Source organism: Candidatus Puniceispirillum marinum IMCC1322 (assembly GCF_000024465.1).
GTDB lineage: Bacteria > Pseudomonadota > Alphaproteobacteria > Puniceispirillales > Puniceispirillaceae > Puniceispirillum > Puniceispirillum marinum.
Window position 1 is genome coordinate 1,713,845 of sequence record NC_014010.1, and the last position, 13,892, is coordinate 1,727,736.

The following is a 13,892-nucleotide window of genomic DNA, read 5'->3' on the forward strand; positions in this document are numbered from 1 at the left end:
TAAATTTGTGATCAGCGGCTTATCGAAATCAACCATGACAGCGGACATAACGTATAATTTACGAGCCTAAATTTTGTATAGGCGCATTCGTCCGTTCGCACAAGCGCAAGCATCACCTAAAGCACTACCCTGACTCAGGCCAGACTAGCTTCGTGGCGCGTGCTTGCTCAAGATACGTTGTAATGTTCGTCGATGCATACGAAGACGGCGGGCTGTTTCTGACACATTCCGCCCACATTGTTCATATACGCGCTGGATATGTTCCCAGCGCACACGATCGGCGCTCATCGGGTCTTGCGGTGGCGGCGGCATACCATCACCGGTTTGCATCAAGGTCGCGACGATCTGATCCGGATCGGCTGGTTTTGGTAGATAATCAAGTGCACCGGCTTTTACCGCCGCCACGGCCGTTGCGATATTGCCAAAGCCGGTCAGCATGACAATGCGGCAATTATCATCGCGCTTGCGCAATTCCTGCACCAGCGTCAGACCTGATCCATCATCAAGTTTCATATCAAGAATCGCATAGGACGGAACCGATCTGCGCACCAGCTCGATGCCTTCGGCGACAGTGCCGGCATCAACCACGTCAAATCCGCGCGCTTCCATTGCCCGCTTCAGCCGGTTGCGAAGCGGCGCATCATCATCAAGAATCAACAGCGATTTATCTGTCACCTTTTGGTTCCCTTTCCCGAAAGCCGCATGATAAATTTACATGCTGGCATTTAACATCATCCCACCTCGAAACATGAGCGTGGCAGGCTGACTTTAACTTCACCACCGCCATTCTTGCCATTCCCGAACGCAACTGATCCACCGATCGATTGAATCAGCGTGCGCGCAATAAAAATGCCAAGGCCACGATGCCCACTTTGCCCGACTCGACTACTATTCCAGGGCTGGCCAGCACGGCTTAATATTGATGGTTTAAAGCCGTCACCATCATCATTGATCCTTATATGGATATCTTCTAATGACCATTCAATATGTATGATTATCTTGGTGCGGGCGAACTGATGCGCATTTTGCAGAATATCTTCGATCGCCTGGATGAATTCGGCGCGGCGCGTGGCAACCGGCACTTCATCCATTGACGCCGCGTCATGCGTTACAATAACCTCGGCAGGGCCAGCATCGAACCGTTCTTGCAACAGGTCTTCGATCAGCACATTGATTGGCAATTCGGTCTCGAAATCGGGCTTGCTTTGCAATTTATAATCTTCCAGCGAGCCCAGAATAACGCGGCATCTTTCGGCTTCGACACGTAAAAGCTGGATGTCCTCATAGATCGGATCATCCTCGGTAATTTCACGGCTCAATTCATGGCTGATCACGGTGATCGTGTTCAAGGGCGAACCAAGCTTATGCGCGGCGGCGGTCGCCAGCGAACCAAGTGCCACCGCCTGTTGCTCCTCGGCAACCGCAAGCTGCGCTTCGGATAGCGCTTCGGATAGGCTCCGCGCCGCCGACGCCACCCACCATACATAGCCACCAATAAAGATCGTCGATAGCATCAATGACAGCCACAAACCGGCAACATACAGGCCCGGCAAGTTAACTGTATCCTGACCCCATGGCAGCGGATAATTATATAATGCCAGCACGCTGACACTGGCCGCGACCGTCAGAATCAGCACCAATGTTGCGCGTCGTCTTAGCATCGTTGCTGACACCACAACTGGCGCCAGCAGTAAAACCGAAAACGGATTCAAAAGCCCGCCTGTCAGAAACAGCAAAGCGGCCAGCTGCAGAATATCAAAAATCAGCGCCAGCAGATTCTGTTCAACCAGTCCGGTATCATCCTTGGCTTGCCGGTTTTGCCATAAATTCATCAATACCGATAAGCCGATAATGATCAAAGCTGGTATCAGTGGTAGATCAAATCCAAGCACAAAATAGGTAAAGGTCAGCGCCAGAAGCTGGCCACTAATGGCAAGCCAGCGGATGGTTAGCACCACCGACGGATCGATCGGGTTTATGGCGCGTCTATCGGCGCTTCCAAAAAACCGCCGTAGCATCATCCTGCCCACCCTTTCAATCCGCACAACCAGACCCGCATATCAACCTTCAAGCCTATGGCAACAGCCTCAGCTTGGCTCGGTAATAACAAGTGCTGACCCGTCACCCTGTTCATCGGACAGAGCTAGATATCAAGATTGGCGACGCGCAATGCATTGGTCTGGATAAAGTTCCGGCGTTCTTCGACCGCTTCGCCCATCAATGTTGAAAACGCATTGTCAGCATCTTCTTCATGCTCGATAACCACTTGCAGGAAGGTTCGCTGATCTGGATCCAGCGTTGTTTCCCATAGCTGATCGGGATTCATTTCACCAAGCCCCTTATAGCGCGAAATCTGTGCGCCTTTCCGGCCAGTCTGAAACACAAGCTGGGCCAGATCGCTTGGGCCATGAATAATGGTATTTTGCGATGTCCCTGTCAGCGTTGCAAATTTGGCATAAATCTGCTGTAGATGCGGAGCCATACTATCAAGCTGTACCGCTTCGGGCAGGCCGACGATACGCCGGTCAATGACATATTTTTCGGTGATGCCACGCAGCCGGCGCTGCACAACAATCGCCTTGCCATGCACGGTATCCTCGATGCTGCCTTGCCAGCCTTTTTCCAACTCATCCACAACATTCTCCAACCGTGTAGCCAGATATGTTGCTGCATCTGCACTATCAAGCGTCGCGCTTTTCATAAGCCCGGCTATCGCAGCTTGTTCGACCACATCACGATTGCCAACCTGCCGTGTTATCTGTTCAATCAGGCGGCTGGCCGTAACCGCATTATTGGTCACATCCCGCAGATCGGGACCTGCCATCTGGCTCCCCCCATCGACAACCAGCACCGTGTCTTTCAATCCGGCTGTCATCAGATAGATATCCAATTCACGCTGGTCTTTGAGATAAACTTCCGACTGTCCGCGTTTTGCCCGGAACAGCGGCGGCTGGGCGATATACAAATAACCCTGTTCGATCAAAGGCCGCATATGACGGAAAAAGAATGTCAGCAACAATGTACGGATATGGCTCCCATCCACATCCGCATCGGTCATGATGACAATCTTGTGATAGCGCACTTTATCCAGTTGCATTTCGGTATTGCCAACCCCGGCACCAATCGCCGTGATCAGCGTGCCGATCTCGGCTGATGACAGCATCTTATCAAGCCGCGCACGCTCGACATTCAAAATCTTGCCACGCAGAGGCAGGATTGCCTGATTCGCCCGATCACGCCCTTGCTTGGCCGACCCCCCAGCCGAATCACCCTCGACCAGGAAAATTTCCGATTTTGCCGGGTCACGTTCCTGACAATCGGCTAATTTGCCAGGCAGGCTGGCAATATCCATAACGCCTTTGCGGCGGGTCAGATCGCGTGCCTTGCGCGCCGCTTCACGCGCCGCCGCCGCTTCATAGGCTTTTGACACGATTTTCTTGGCTTCGGCCGGATGTTCCTCAAACCATTGATTCAGACAATCAGCAACCGCCTGTTCAACAACAGGGCGCACTTCGGATGACACCAGCTTATCTTTGGTCTGCGATGAAAATTTTGGATCTGGCACTTTGACGGATACGATTGCGGTCAGCCCCTCGCGTGAGTCTTCGCCTGTCAGCTGGACCTTTTCCTTTTTGGCAATGCCGGATGATTGTGCGTAATTATTGACCACGCGCGTCATCGCCCCACGGAAACCGGCCAGATGCGCCCCGCCATCACGTTGCGGAATATTATTGGTGAAACACAGCGTGTTTTCATGGAACGAATCTGTCCATGCCAGGGCCAGCTCAACGGTAATATCATCACGCTGGCTTATCGCTGTGATTGTGGGATGCATTTCGCTGCGTGATCGATTCAACCAGGTGACAAACGCTTCCAGACCACCTTCAAAGAAAAATTCGGATACGCGTTCTTCGCTTGTCCGGTTATCGGTCATTTTAATACGCACGCCCGAATTCAAAAAGGCCAGTTCGCGCAACCGATGTTCCAGCGTGGTGAAATCAAACTCGATCGACGAGAAAATGTCTAGCGACGGGTAAAAAGTTACATGCGTGCCGGTTTGCCCTTCGGCATCCCCCATATCGGCCAGCGCGCCATCCGCTTCACCCATCTTGAACATCATCTCATGCTTGCGGCCATTCCGGAAAATGGTCAGCCGTAGCCACTCGGACAAGGCGTTGACCACTGATACGCCCACACCGTGCAAGCCGCCTGAGACCTTATAGGAATTATTGTCAAATTTACCGCCAGCATGAAGCTGCGTCATGATCACCTCGGCGGCGGATACGCCTTCCTCATGGTGGATATCGACCGGAATCCCGCGCCCATTATCGGTGACGCTGATCGAGCCATCAGCATTCAGCACAACCTGAACAAGGTCACAATGACCTGCCAGCGCTTCATCAATTGCATTATCGACAACTTCATAGACCATATGGTGAAGCCCTGATCCATCATCGGTATCACCAATATACATGCCTGGCCGCTTGCGCACCGCATCCAGCCCCCGCAAAACCTTGATTGATTCAGCACCATAATCGCCATCAACGGCCGCTGCCGCTTGATCAGGGATATTTGTTTTTTCGTCTTCGCTCATATCAACCACTCACATTTGGGCGTTTTTGTTATCACGCCAGAATCGTGTTCTGCATCATGTTCTGCATCATGAATTTTCATAAACTGGGCGGCCTTACCAAGCCCATCAAACAGGCTGGCATCACTGCCACTGAACCAGCTTTGCCCACCAAGATCGAACAACGCTTCAAACAGGGCTGAACGACGCTTGGCATCAAGATGCGCCGCCACATCGTCAAGCAACATAATAGGCGGGCGGCCAAGGCGGCGTTCCTGTAATCGGGCATGGGCTAAAACCACGGCGATCAACAATGCCTTTTGCTGTCCGGTTGATGCCAGATAGGCAGGGGTATCACCTGCCACATCATAGGCATTGACCTCACTAGCATGCGGGCCAGGCAAAGCACTTGTGCCATCAGTACGCAGATTGGCGGCGGCGGCCATATGACGGTCTTCGACCGCCAATGCTGGCATCTCATCAAGCCAGTTTTCAATATCGCCTTGCAATTCAAGCCGCACACCCGGAAACCCATGCCAGCCATGGCGGGCTTCTTCGTTCAGATCATGTATCAAAGCGCGCCGCGCTGCCGTGATCGCAATCGCTGTTTCGGCAAGGCTGGCTTCAAGCGCATTAAACCAGCCAGCATCACCACGCCCTTCGCTGATCAATAGCGTACGTTCGCGCATCAGTTTTTCATAGCGGTTGGTACGGCCAATATGCGCCGCATCAAAGGCAATCACCAGCCGGTCAAGAAAGCGGCGTCGGGCACCTGGTGAATCGATAAAGACGCCATCCATCTGCGGCGTCAGCCACGATACTGACAACTGCGTTGCGATATCGGCCTGTGAAACGGTCATGCCTTCACGGCGCATGATCCGGCGGCCGGTCTGCGAATCTGCTGGCACACCTGTGCCAATCTGCATGACGCCATCTTCGGTTTCCAGCGCCGCCGATACCGACCAGTCCGGCATTGCCGCGCCGATCCGCGCCAGATGCGCTGTCTTGGCACGGCGCATACCCTTGCCTGGCGACAGCAATGAAATCGCTTCCAGCAAATTGGTTTTGCCTGCACCATTCGCGCCTACAAGCACGACGGGCGCTTGCCCGAATTCAAGCCGCACCGTTTCATAATTGCGAAAATTATTCAGCAACAATCCTGATAGCCATAATTGCGGCCGCGACGCGCTATGTGCAAAACCGTCACCAACAGCTTTGCCGTTGTGATCATGACCCGAATCCGTGGCCTGCCTGAAATGGTGCGAAAGTGCTGTCAAACGTCACTCACACGCGCATTGGCATCAAAACGAATAGGCTGGCATCATCACCGGGTGTTCTGACAAGCGTTGGTGACCCTTGATCGGCAAGGGCAAATTCGACCATCTCGCTATTCACCTGACTGGCGATATCCAGAAGATAACGCGCGTTGAAGCCAATTTCCATTTCATTGCCGCTATAGCTGACTTCCAGCTCTTCGGTGGCACTTGACGCATCCGTATTACTAGCAGATAGCGTCATGACACCAGCACGTAGGCCGATTTTTACCGATTTTGATTTTTCCGACGAGATTGTCGAAACCCGGTCAACGGCGGCTGAAAAAGCCCCCACATCAACCTGCATGATCTTGTCATTATTCGTCGGGATAACGCGGGTGTAATCAGGGAATGTGCCATCGATCAGCTTAGTGGTCAGGCGCACCGCCCCAAAGGCGAATTCGGCACGCGTTTCCGACATTGAAATCGTCACATCACCATCATAGTCATCCAGCAGTTTGCGCAATTCACCAACCGCTTTACGCGGCAGGATAATCGATGGCATCTGCGCTGCGCCACCTGGCAATGTCTGCTTGGTCATCGCCAGACGGTGCCCGTCTGTTGCCACCGCACATAGATCGCCAGCATCTGATTTATGCAGATAGATACCATTCAGATAATAGCGCGTTTCCTCGGTAGAAATCGCAAATTTGGTGGCATCGATAAGATCGCGGAAATCAGCAGCGGTCAGCACAAAATTGGTCGGCAGCTCATTCGAGCTAATGGCCGGAAAATCTTCGACAGGCAAGGTTGGTAGCCGGAAACTCGAACGACCCGCGCTGATCATCGCATGACCATCGCCAACCGACAGCTCGACTTCGGATCCATCCGGCAGTTTACGCACGATATCATACAGCATATGCGCCGACATCGTTGTCGTCCCTGCCGTTGCCACCGCACAGCCAACCTCGGTTGTGATATCCATATCCATATCAGTAGCTGTCAATGACAGCTGTCCGTCTTCGGCGCGCAATACGACATTCGCCAGAATGGGTATCGTGTTACGACGCTCAACAACGGATTGCACATGACCCAAAGGCCTTAGAAGACTCATACGATCAATTGCCAGTTTCATCTATTTTCTCTCATTCTGTAGCCCTGAGCTACCATGCCCGACCAGCGGGGGACACATGCGTATAAACTGTCAATCGTCCATACGCCCTCTAATCGCCAAATATAGCATGTTTATAACAAACTAACACCAAAATATTGTGTTTTTAGCGATTCGCGGCAACGCTCGAAAATGGCCAAAACAGGGCTTCTTAGCTGATCATATGAAATATGGATATGGGGTCATGACGGCCCGAATGCGGCTAGTTCGACAAAAGCGACCGTAAAAGATCAACATCTTCGCCCAGCCGCGAATCCGATAGCGTCAATGTCTCGATGGTTTTGACCGCATGCATGACCGTCGTATGGTCACGTCCACCGAACTGGCGGCCAATTTCCGGATAGGATAATGACGTCAGGTTTTTCGTCAGATACATGGCCACCTGACGCGGGCGGGCGATGTTACGTGCGCGCCGAGCCGAGAACATTTCCGACACCCGGATGCCATAATGCGCAGCGACTCGCTTCTGAATTGCATCAACACTGATCTGGCGGCTACTGGCGCGCAGTAAGTCAGCCAGCAGATCGGCAGCGCTTTCGATGGTTATTTCACGGCCCACCAGCATGGCATGCGCCATAATCCGGTTTAACGCGCCTTCAAGCTCGCGCACATTGCTGACAATCTTATGCGCCAGAAATTCCAGCACCTTATCGGGGATCTGGATCTGCGCCCGTTCGGCTTTGGCTTGCAGAATACCCAGACGGAGTTCGTAATCGGCCGGATGAATATCAGCAACCATACCCCAGCCAAGCCGGCTACGCAGACGTTCTTCCATGCCTTCCAGATCGGTTGGCGACTTATCCGCCGAGATGATCACCTGACGGCCATCTTCGACCAATGCGTTAAAGGTATGGAAAAATTCTTCCTGCGTGGAATCCTTGCCACTGATGAATTGCACATCATCAATCATCAGCACGTCCACCGAACGGAACTGTTCTTTGAAAGACATCGTATCTCGGAACCGAAGCGCGCGAACAAAACGATACATGAATTTTTCTGCTGACAGATACATCACCTTGCGCGATGGCGCCTGTTCACGGATATGCCAGGCGATCGCATGCATCAGATGCGTTTTACCAAGCCCGACCCCGCCATAAAGGAACAGGGGATTAAACGCGACCTTCTCGCTTTCAGCAGTACGGCGCGCAACGGCAAAAGCCAATTCATTCGGCTTGCCAACAACAAAATTTGCAAATGTATAGCGCGGATCAAGACCGGCCAGCGGATCAAACTTTTCCGGCGTGGCACCGGTTGCGCTGTCAGATTGTGCCCTGTCATATTTTGTACTGTTGGCAGCAAAGGCGGACCCTTTGTCATTATCGGTTATCCGCGGCGCGCGCTCGGCAATCGATTGCGGACGCACCGCAAGACGCACTTCAACGCGTTTTACTCCGGTAAATTCGGCTGCTGAAATAACCCGCAACCGGTCGGCATATTGGCTGTTCACACGATCGCGTGCCAGACTCGAATCAGCTTCGATTGTCAGCATATTATTGTGCAGGCTACCAACCCGAAGCGGCTTGATCCAGCTTCGCCATGCGGCGTCACCTAAATCAATGCGCATCCGCGCTGATACTTTTTCCCAACAGGCTTCAAGATCCACTGGCGGATTCGCAGCGCTGTCAAAAGGCGCAAAATCGCCATTTTCAAAATTCGGATTCAATGTGGCTGGTTTGGCTCCATACGCACTGAATTCATGTGGGGTTGAGGGATTTTTTAGATTATCGTCCGACATGTATCACCCCCATATATTTTAGTCACACATGATTGTGGACAGACCGCGAACTGCTTGTAACAGCAAATTGAACCTGTGTAACAGCAGACGGTCATTGAATTGCTCTTGGTTGAGCTAGATGAGATTAGCTAAAATTAGGGGGCGATGGCAAGACAGCTAGAGCCCGAAATGGCAAAATAAAGTTGTGTTTTGCGCAGTTATTTTTGTTGACAGTCTTTCCCCTTGAAATGGGTCAGATGTGACAAAAATTATTGATTATCAGGCACCGAATCGCAAGAAACCGATTTTGGGGCTTGCAACCTCATGGCGATGTGACTCGTGCTGATGTGACCTCATACCGATTATTTTAAATCTGGCAGACCGGATGCTGACAAAGCATCTGCCGATTCCAAAATAAAAGCCCACCGCATGACGCTGTGGACTTCTGATAAACAATTATAATTGGTTATATGCAAGGGCAAGCTGGCACATACAGGTTGGCTAACCGATCGCGGCACTCATCGCCGCTTTATCAGCTAACCTCGTGACCTACTTAGTAGCAAGCTAACGCGCGCTTAGGGTAACTAGGCGGCGAGGGCTTTAACGCGGGCAGCCAGACGCGAAATCTTGCGCGACGCTGTATTGCGATGCACAACACCACGGGTAACGCCACGCTGGATTTCCGGCTGGGCGACACGTAGAGCTTCACGGGCAACAGCGGCATCACCAGATGCAATGGCTGTTTCGACTTTTTTTACGAATGTGCGGATACGGCTCATACGGGCACCATTAATAAGTGCACGGTTGGCATTTCTGCGGATACGCTTTTTCGCTGACTTATGATTTGCCATTCAGAATGACCCTCAATTTCTAAAATTACGTTGCGGACAGTGCTATAGGCGACTTTTGCCCTCCACGTCAAGCAAATTTGGCTGTTCTGTGGGACTTTAGATGCCTTTGACGCACTTCGGTACGGGTTTCGCTGATCACCATCTATATCATCGCATAATGGCTTTGCCTGTCAGATCGCCCATAACAGGCTATCGCGGCTGAACCATCAAGCGCCAGACGCTCCCGAAACTGGTATCAGCGCGGGTTAGGCTTAGCCGTTCACTACCTCGGTACCAGCTGTCATTCTGCCATGCCCAGCCAAGCGCTTGCAACGCCTTGTCATAAAAGCCCTTTACCATCGACATATCCGCATTGCTGGTCGCAAAAATACCAATTATCCGGCCATTTGGCGAATCAAAGCTGAAACCCAGATCGACGATAATTTCCAGCTCGTCCATGATCGGCACATCGCTGACCCATCTTGTCTCGGCCTGGGCGGGTGTCATGCTTGCTGAAGCCATGCCCACCGCTACCCATGTCGATAATGCCAAAAATAACATCGCCACGACCTGGCCGCTAAAAAGCTTTTTCACCAAAAGATGTCTCATAAAATCCTGCTATACGGTTAGATGTTTGATTACTTTACGCGATCCGGCGGATTATGCCTAGCGTTGACATGCCCTAGCGTTGACATGCCCTAGCGTTGACATGCCCTAGCGTTGACATGAAGGACAGTAAAAACTACTGCGCCCCGATTGCACAATTATGCGAATCGGCGTTTCACATATCACACAGGGCAATCCATCACGCCCATATACCGAAAGCTTCTGCACAAAATAGCCGATCTCACCGCCAGGCTGGACATGATCGCGCAAACTGGTGCCGCCTTCAGCAATCGCGGCGCGCAACACCGTGACAATGGCATGCGCCAGTTTATCGGCGCGACCGGCGGTAATCGATCCGGCACGACGCCGCGGCGATATGCCGGATTTGAACAATGCCTCACAGGCATAGATATTGCCGATGCCCGCAATCAACCGCTGATCAAGCAAGGCGTTTTTAACGGGGCTTTTCCGGTTGGCAAATACGGTTTGGATATGCGTTGCCGAAAACGCGTTGCCCAGGGGTTCTGGCCCCATATCCTTGAGCAATTTATGCGTGGCCATATCCTCAGCGGCAAACAGATCAACCCAGCCAAAACGGCGCGGATCATTCAACACAATATAACGATGCCCCCCATCATCTGCCTCCACCGTCAGCATCATATGGTCATGCTTGGCAAGCTCTGGTTTGGCCTCATGAATCCGGATTGATCCGGACATGCCCAGATGTATCAACAGCACCTGCCCGTTATCATTTGGCATCAGCACATATTTGCCGCGTCGGGTGGGGGCGGCAAAACGGCACCCAAGCAGCTGCTTATCCAGCGCTTCGGGCAATGGCCAGCGCAAATCCTTGCGGCCAACATAAACCGCCATCACCTGCTGGCCAGTGACCACAGGCGCCAGCGCACTGCGCACCGTTTCGACTTCTGGCAATTCGGGCATATTGTCACGTTCCTAAGCTGGATAAATTGTTTCATTCATAACATGGCAACCATGCTATACATATTATATATAAACAGATAAACCACGCTTATAACCTAACAACCAACCCATAATATGGCTCTAGCAGCCCATAATTCGACCAGATTGAGACCCGCATCATAAGAAAGGCATAGCATGACAGCTGATGAATCCCACAATACGGATCATCTTAACGATTCCATTACGCATGATGCCCGATCAGATCATTCAGGATCAGACGCTGACCCTATTGATTTCGGTTTCCGTCAGGTAAACCGTGCTGATAAGGCCGGACTTGTTCGCGGTGTCTTTGATTCGGTTGCCGAGCGCTATGACGTCATGAATGATTTGATGAGTGGTGGCGTCCACCGTTTATGGAAAGCGGCGCTGATCGACTGGATGGCACCACAACCGCATCAGACCTTGATCGATCTGGCTGGCGGCACAGGTGATATTAGCCAGCGGTTCCTGCGCGCGGGCGGTGGCTTTGCCCATATTACCGATATCAATGAATCGATGCTGGTTGCGGGCAAGAAACGGCGCGATCTAAAGGCACTAGCCAGCCAGATCGACTGGTGCAATGCCAATGCCGAACAATTGCCTTTTGCCGATAACAGTGCCGATTTCGTGACCATTGCCTTTGGCTTGCGTAATGTCACCGATCGCGAGGCGGCCTTGGCCGAAGCGCATCGTGTTCTCAAGGCAGGTGGCCGTTTCCTCTGTCTTGAATTTTCACAGGTTGATAATGCGGTCTTGCAACGGCTTTATGACGCTTGGTCATTTTCTATTTTGCCTCATATGGGGCAAATGGTGGCGGGCGATGCCGAAAGCTATCGTTATCTGGTCGAATCGATCAGACAATTTCCACGCAAGGAAGTCCTTGCCGACATGTTTGCCGATGCTGGTTTTGCGCAAATACGGGTTCGAAGCATGACAGGTAATATCGCCTGTATTCACTCTGGCTGGAAGATGGATTGATGCAGATAGGGTTTCTGTCGATGTTGCGCGCGCTGTTTCGGCTTCCCCATATTGGCTGGCATCTTGGGCGGGCAGGCGTTTTGGGTCACATTGCCCGGATTACCTTATTGCCAAGCTGGTTGCGGCGTATATGCAAACTACTTGACCGGCTGGTGCGTTCACAAAGCGCGACGCGCGATGCGGGCACGGCTCTTGCCGAAGCCCTGACCAGACTAGGGCCCGGCTTCATCAAGTTCGGGCAGGCACTATCGACCCGCGCTGATCTGATGGGGCCTGAGATGACCTATGCCCTGAGCCAGCTTCAAGATCGATTGCCACCTTTTGATGCCCGCCTTGCGATCGCGTCAGTCGAACGTGAAACTGGCCAGTCGCTTGACGATATTTTCACCAGCTTTGACAAGAACGCTGTGGCCGCTGCCTCGATTGCCCAGGTGCATAAAGCTGTATTGCGTGATGGCCGGGCTGTTGCTGTCAAATTACTGCGCCCCGATATCGAACGGCAGATGCGCGCTGATACGTCACTGTTTTTCTCACTGGCCTTGATTCTGCAATGGCTGGCACCTGGCCTTGAACGGCTCAAGCTGGTCACTGCCGTTGAACAATTTGTCGAGCTTTCGGATATGGAGCTTGATCTGCGTCTGGAAGCCGCCGCCGCAGGACGGCTGGCAGATAATCTGGCAGACGATGATGGCATTTACGTGCCGTGGGTTGGTCTTGAACGCTCAACCCCGCGTATGTTGATTATTGAATGGATTGACGGTATCCGCATCGATGATATTCCGGCACTAGAAGCGGCTGGACATGATATCACCAAACTAACTGAATATGCCGCGATCAGTTTTTTCAACCAGGTGTTCCGCGATGGCTATTTCCACGCCGATATGCACCCGGGCAATATCTTTGTCGGCGCTGACGGGCGGCTGGTGCCAATTGATTTCGGCATTATGGGGCATCTTGGTTTTAGTGACCGTATGTTTCTGGCACGCTTGCTAAGCGCAATGCTTGACCGTGATTATGACCTTGTCGCGAAACTGCATTATGATGCGGGCATGCTGGATGAAAAGGTTTCATTACATCATTTTTCACAATCGATCCGCGCGGTTGCTGATCCGGTAATGGGCAAAGCGCTGGGCGATGTGTCCTTAGGCACCGTTCTGGGGCAGATATTGCAATTATCGACCCGCTTTGACATTTCGATCCAGCCGCAATTCAATCTCTTGCAAAAAACCATGATGATGGCAGAAGGTGTTGCCCGACAGCTTAATCCCGGTGCCGATATGTGGGCTTTGTCGCGCCCGCTGGCCGCCGACTGGATGCAGGATCAGGCCGGACTTGCCAAACGCGCCGAACAATTCCTCGAAGACGCCCTGATGGTGGCTTCACGATTACCGCGGATTCTACAGGATCTTGAACAACGTCAGCATCACACACCAATGGTAAAAGCCCCACGCTGGCCCGGTATTGTGGCTTTGATCGCCTTGGCTTTGGCCATTGGGGCTGTATGGCATTAAGCTCATTTTTCATGTTTTTCACATATAACAGGTGACACACCTATATAATATTCACAAATTCACAAATATGTGATATTTTGTGAATACTGATAATCATGTGAAGATATGCTATGAATGTTGAACAGGTCATTGACCAGCTAGGTGGACGCCATGCGATGCAGGCATTGCTTGGTGTTGGGCCCAGCGCGATCAGCAATTATATCGCCCGCGGCTGTTTTCCCCGCCGTGTACAGGCCACCATCGAGGCGGCCTTGCAGAATCCGCCTCATCATTTCAACCCAGACAATCGTGGCATCACC

11 protein-coding genes are annotated in these 13,892 nt (G+C 52.2%); 2 read left to right on the forward strand and 9 right to left on the reverse strand.

Annotated features, from left to right (window positions below; genetic code table 11):
* Positions 1–144: 144 nt before the first annotated feature.
* From SAR116_RS08035 to mutM, 9 genes are all read right to left on the reverse strand, one after another.
* Positions 145–675, reverse strand: a complete 531-nt coding sequence (locus SAR116_RS08035; RefSeq protein ID WP_013046423.1) for an ActR/PrrA/RegA family redox response regulator transcription factor — start codon at positions 673–675, stop codon at positions 145–147.
* A gap of 56 nt (positions 676–731) precedes the next feature.
* Complete coding sequence (locus tag SAR116_RS08040) at positions 732–2,021, reverse strand: ActS/PrrB/RegB family redox-sensitive histidine kinase (protein ID WP_013046424.1); 1,290 nt, start codon at positions 2,019–2,021, stop codon at positions 732–734.
* Between the two features lie 122 nt (positions 2,022–2,143).
* Positions 2,144–4,594, reverse strand: coding sequence for a DNA topoisomerase (ATP-hydrolyzing) subunit B (gene gyrB, locus SAR116_RS08045; protein ID WP_013046425.1), 2,451 nt, complete (start codon positions 4,592–4,594; stop codon positions 2,144–2,146).
* On the reverse strand, positions 4,591–5,847 hold the full coding sequence (recF, locus tag SAR116_RS08050) for a DNA replication/repair protein RecF (RefSeq protein ID WP_013046426.1): 1,257 nt from the start codon (positions 5,845–5,847) through the stop codon (positions 4,591–4,593). The genes gyrB and recF overlap by 4 nt, the downstream gene beginning before the upstream one ends.
* Before the next feature lie 7 nt (positions 5,848–5,854).
* Entirely contained in the window at positions 5,855–6,958 is a 1,104-nt protein-coding gene (gene dnaN, locus SAR116_RS08055; RefSeq protein ID WP_013046427.1) for a DNA polymerase III subunit beta, read from the reverse strand.
* A gap of 238 nt (positions 6,959–7,196) precedes the next feature.
* Positions 7,197–8,729 carry a chromosomal replication initiator protein DnaA gene (gene dnaA, locus SAR116_RS08060; protein WP_013046428.1) on the reverse strand — a complete coding sequence of 511 codons (1,533 nt, stop codon included), beginning with the start codon at positions 8,727–8,729 and terminating at the stop codon, positions 7,197–7,199.
* Between the two features lie 563 nt (positions 8,730–9,292).
* Positions 9,293–9,559 (reverse strand): 30S ribosomal protein S20, encoded by a 267-nt coding sequence (rpsT, locus tag SAR116_RS08065; RefSeq protein WP_013046430.1) that lies wholly within the window; start codon positions 9,557–9,559, stop codon positions 9,293–9,295.
* Between the two features lie 189 nt (positions 9,560–9,748).
* Positions 9,749–10,147, reverse strand: coding sequence for a hypothetical protein (locus tag SAR116_RS08070; protein ID WP_013046431.1), 399 nt, complete (start codon positions 10,145–10,147; stop codon positions 9,749–9,751).
* A 105-nt stretch (positions 10,148–10,252) separates the two neighbouring features.
* Positions 10,253–11,086 carry a bifunctional DNA-formamidopyrimidine glycosylase/DNA-(apurinic or apyrimidinic site) lyase gene (gene mutM, locus SAR116_RS08075; RefSeq protein ID WP_013046432.1) on the reverse strand — a complete coding sequence of 278 codons (834 nt, stop codon included), beginning with the start codon at positions 11,084–11,086 and terminating at the stop codon, positions 10,253–10,255.
* A gap of 174 nt (positions 11,087–11,260) precedes the next feature.
* On the opposite strand from mutM, the gene ubiE reads away from it, so the two are divergent.
* On the forward strand, positions 11,261–12,082 hold the full coding sequence (gene ubiE / locus SAR116_RS08080; RefSeq protein ID WP_013046433.1) for a bifunctional demethylmenaquinone methyltransferase/2-methoxy-6-polyprenyl-1,4-benzoquinol methylase UbiE: 822 nt from the start codon (positions 11,261–11,263) through the stop codon (positions 12,080–12,082).
* Entirely contained in the window at positions 12,082–13,593 is a 1,512-nt protein-coding gene (locus tag SAR116_RS08085; protein ID WP_238531135.1) for an ABC1 kinase family protein, read from the forward strand. Before ubiE ends, SAR116_RS08085 begins: the two co-directional genes overlap by 1 nt.
* Positions 13,594–13,892: the final 299 nt, after the last annotated feature.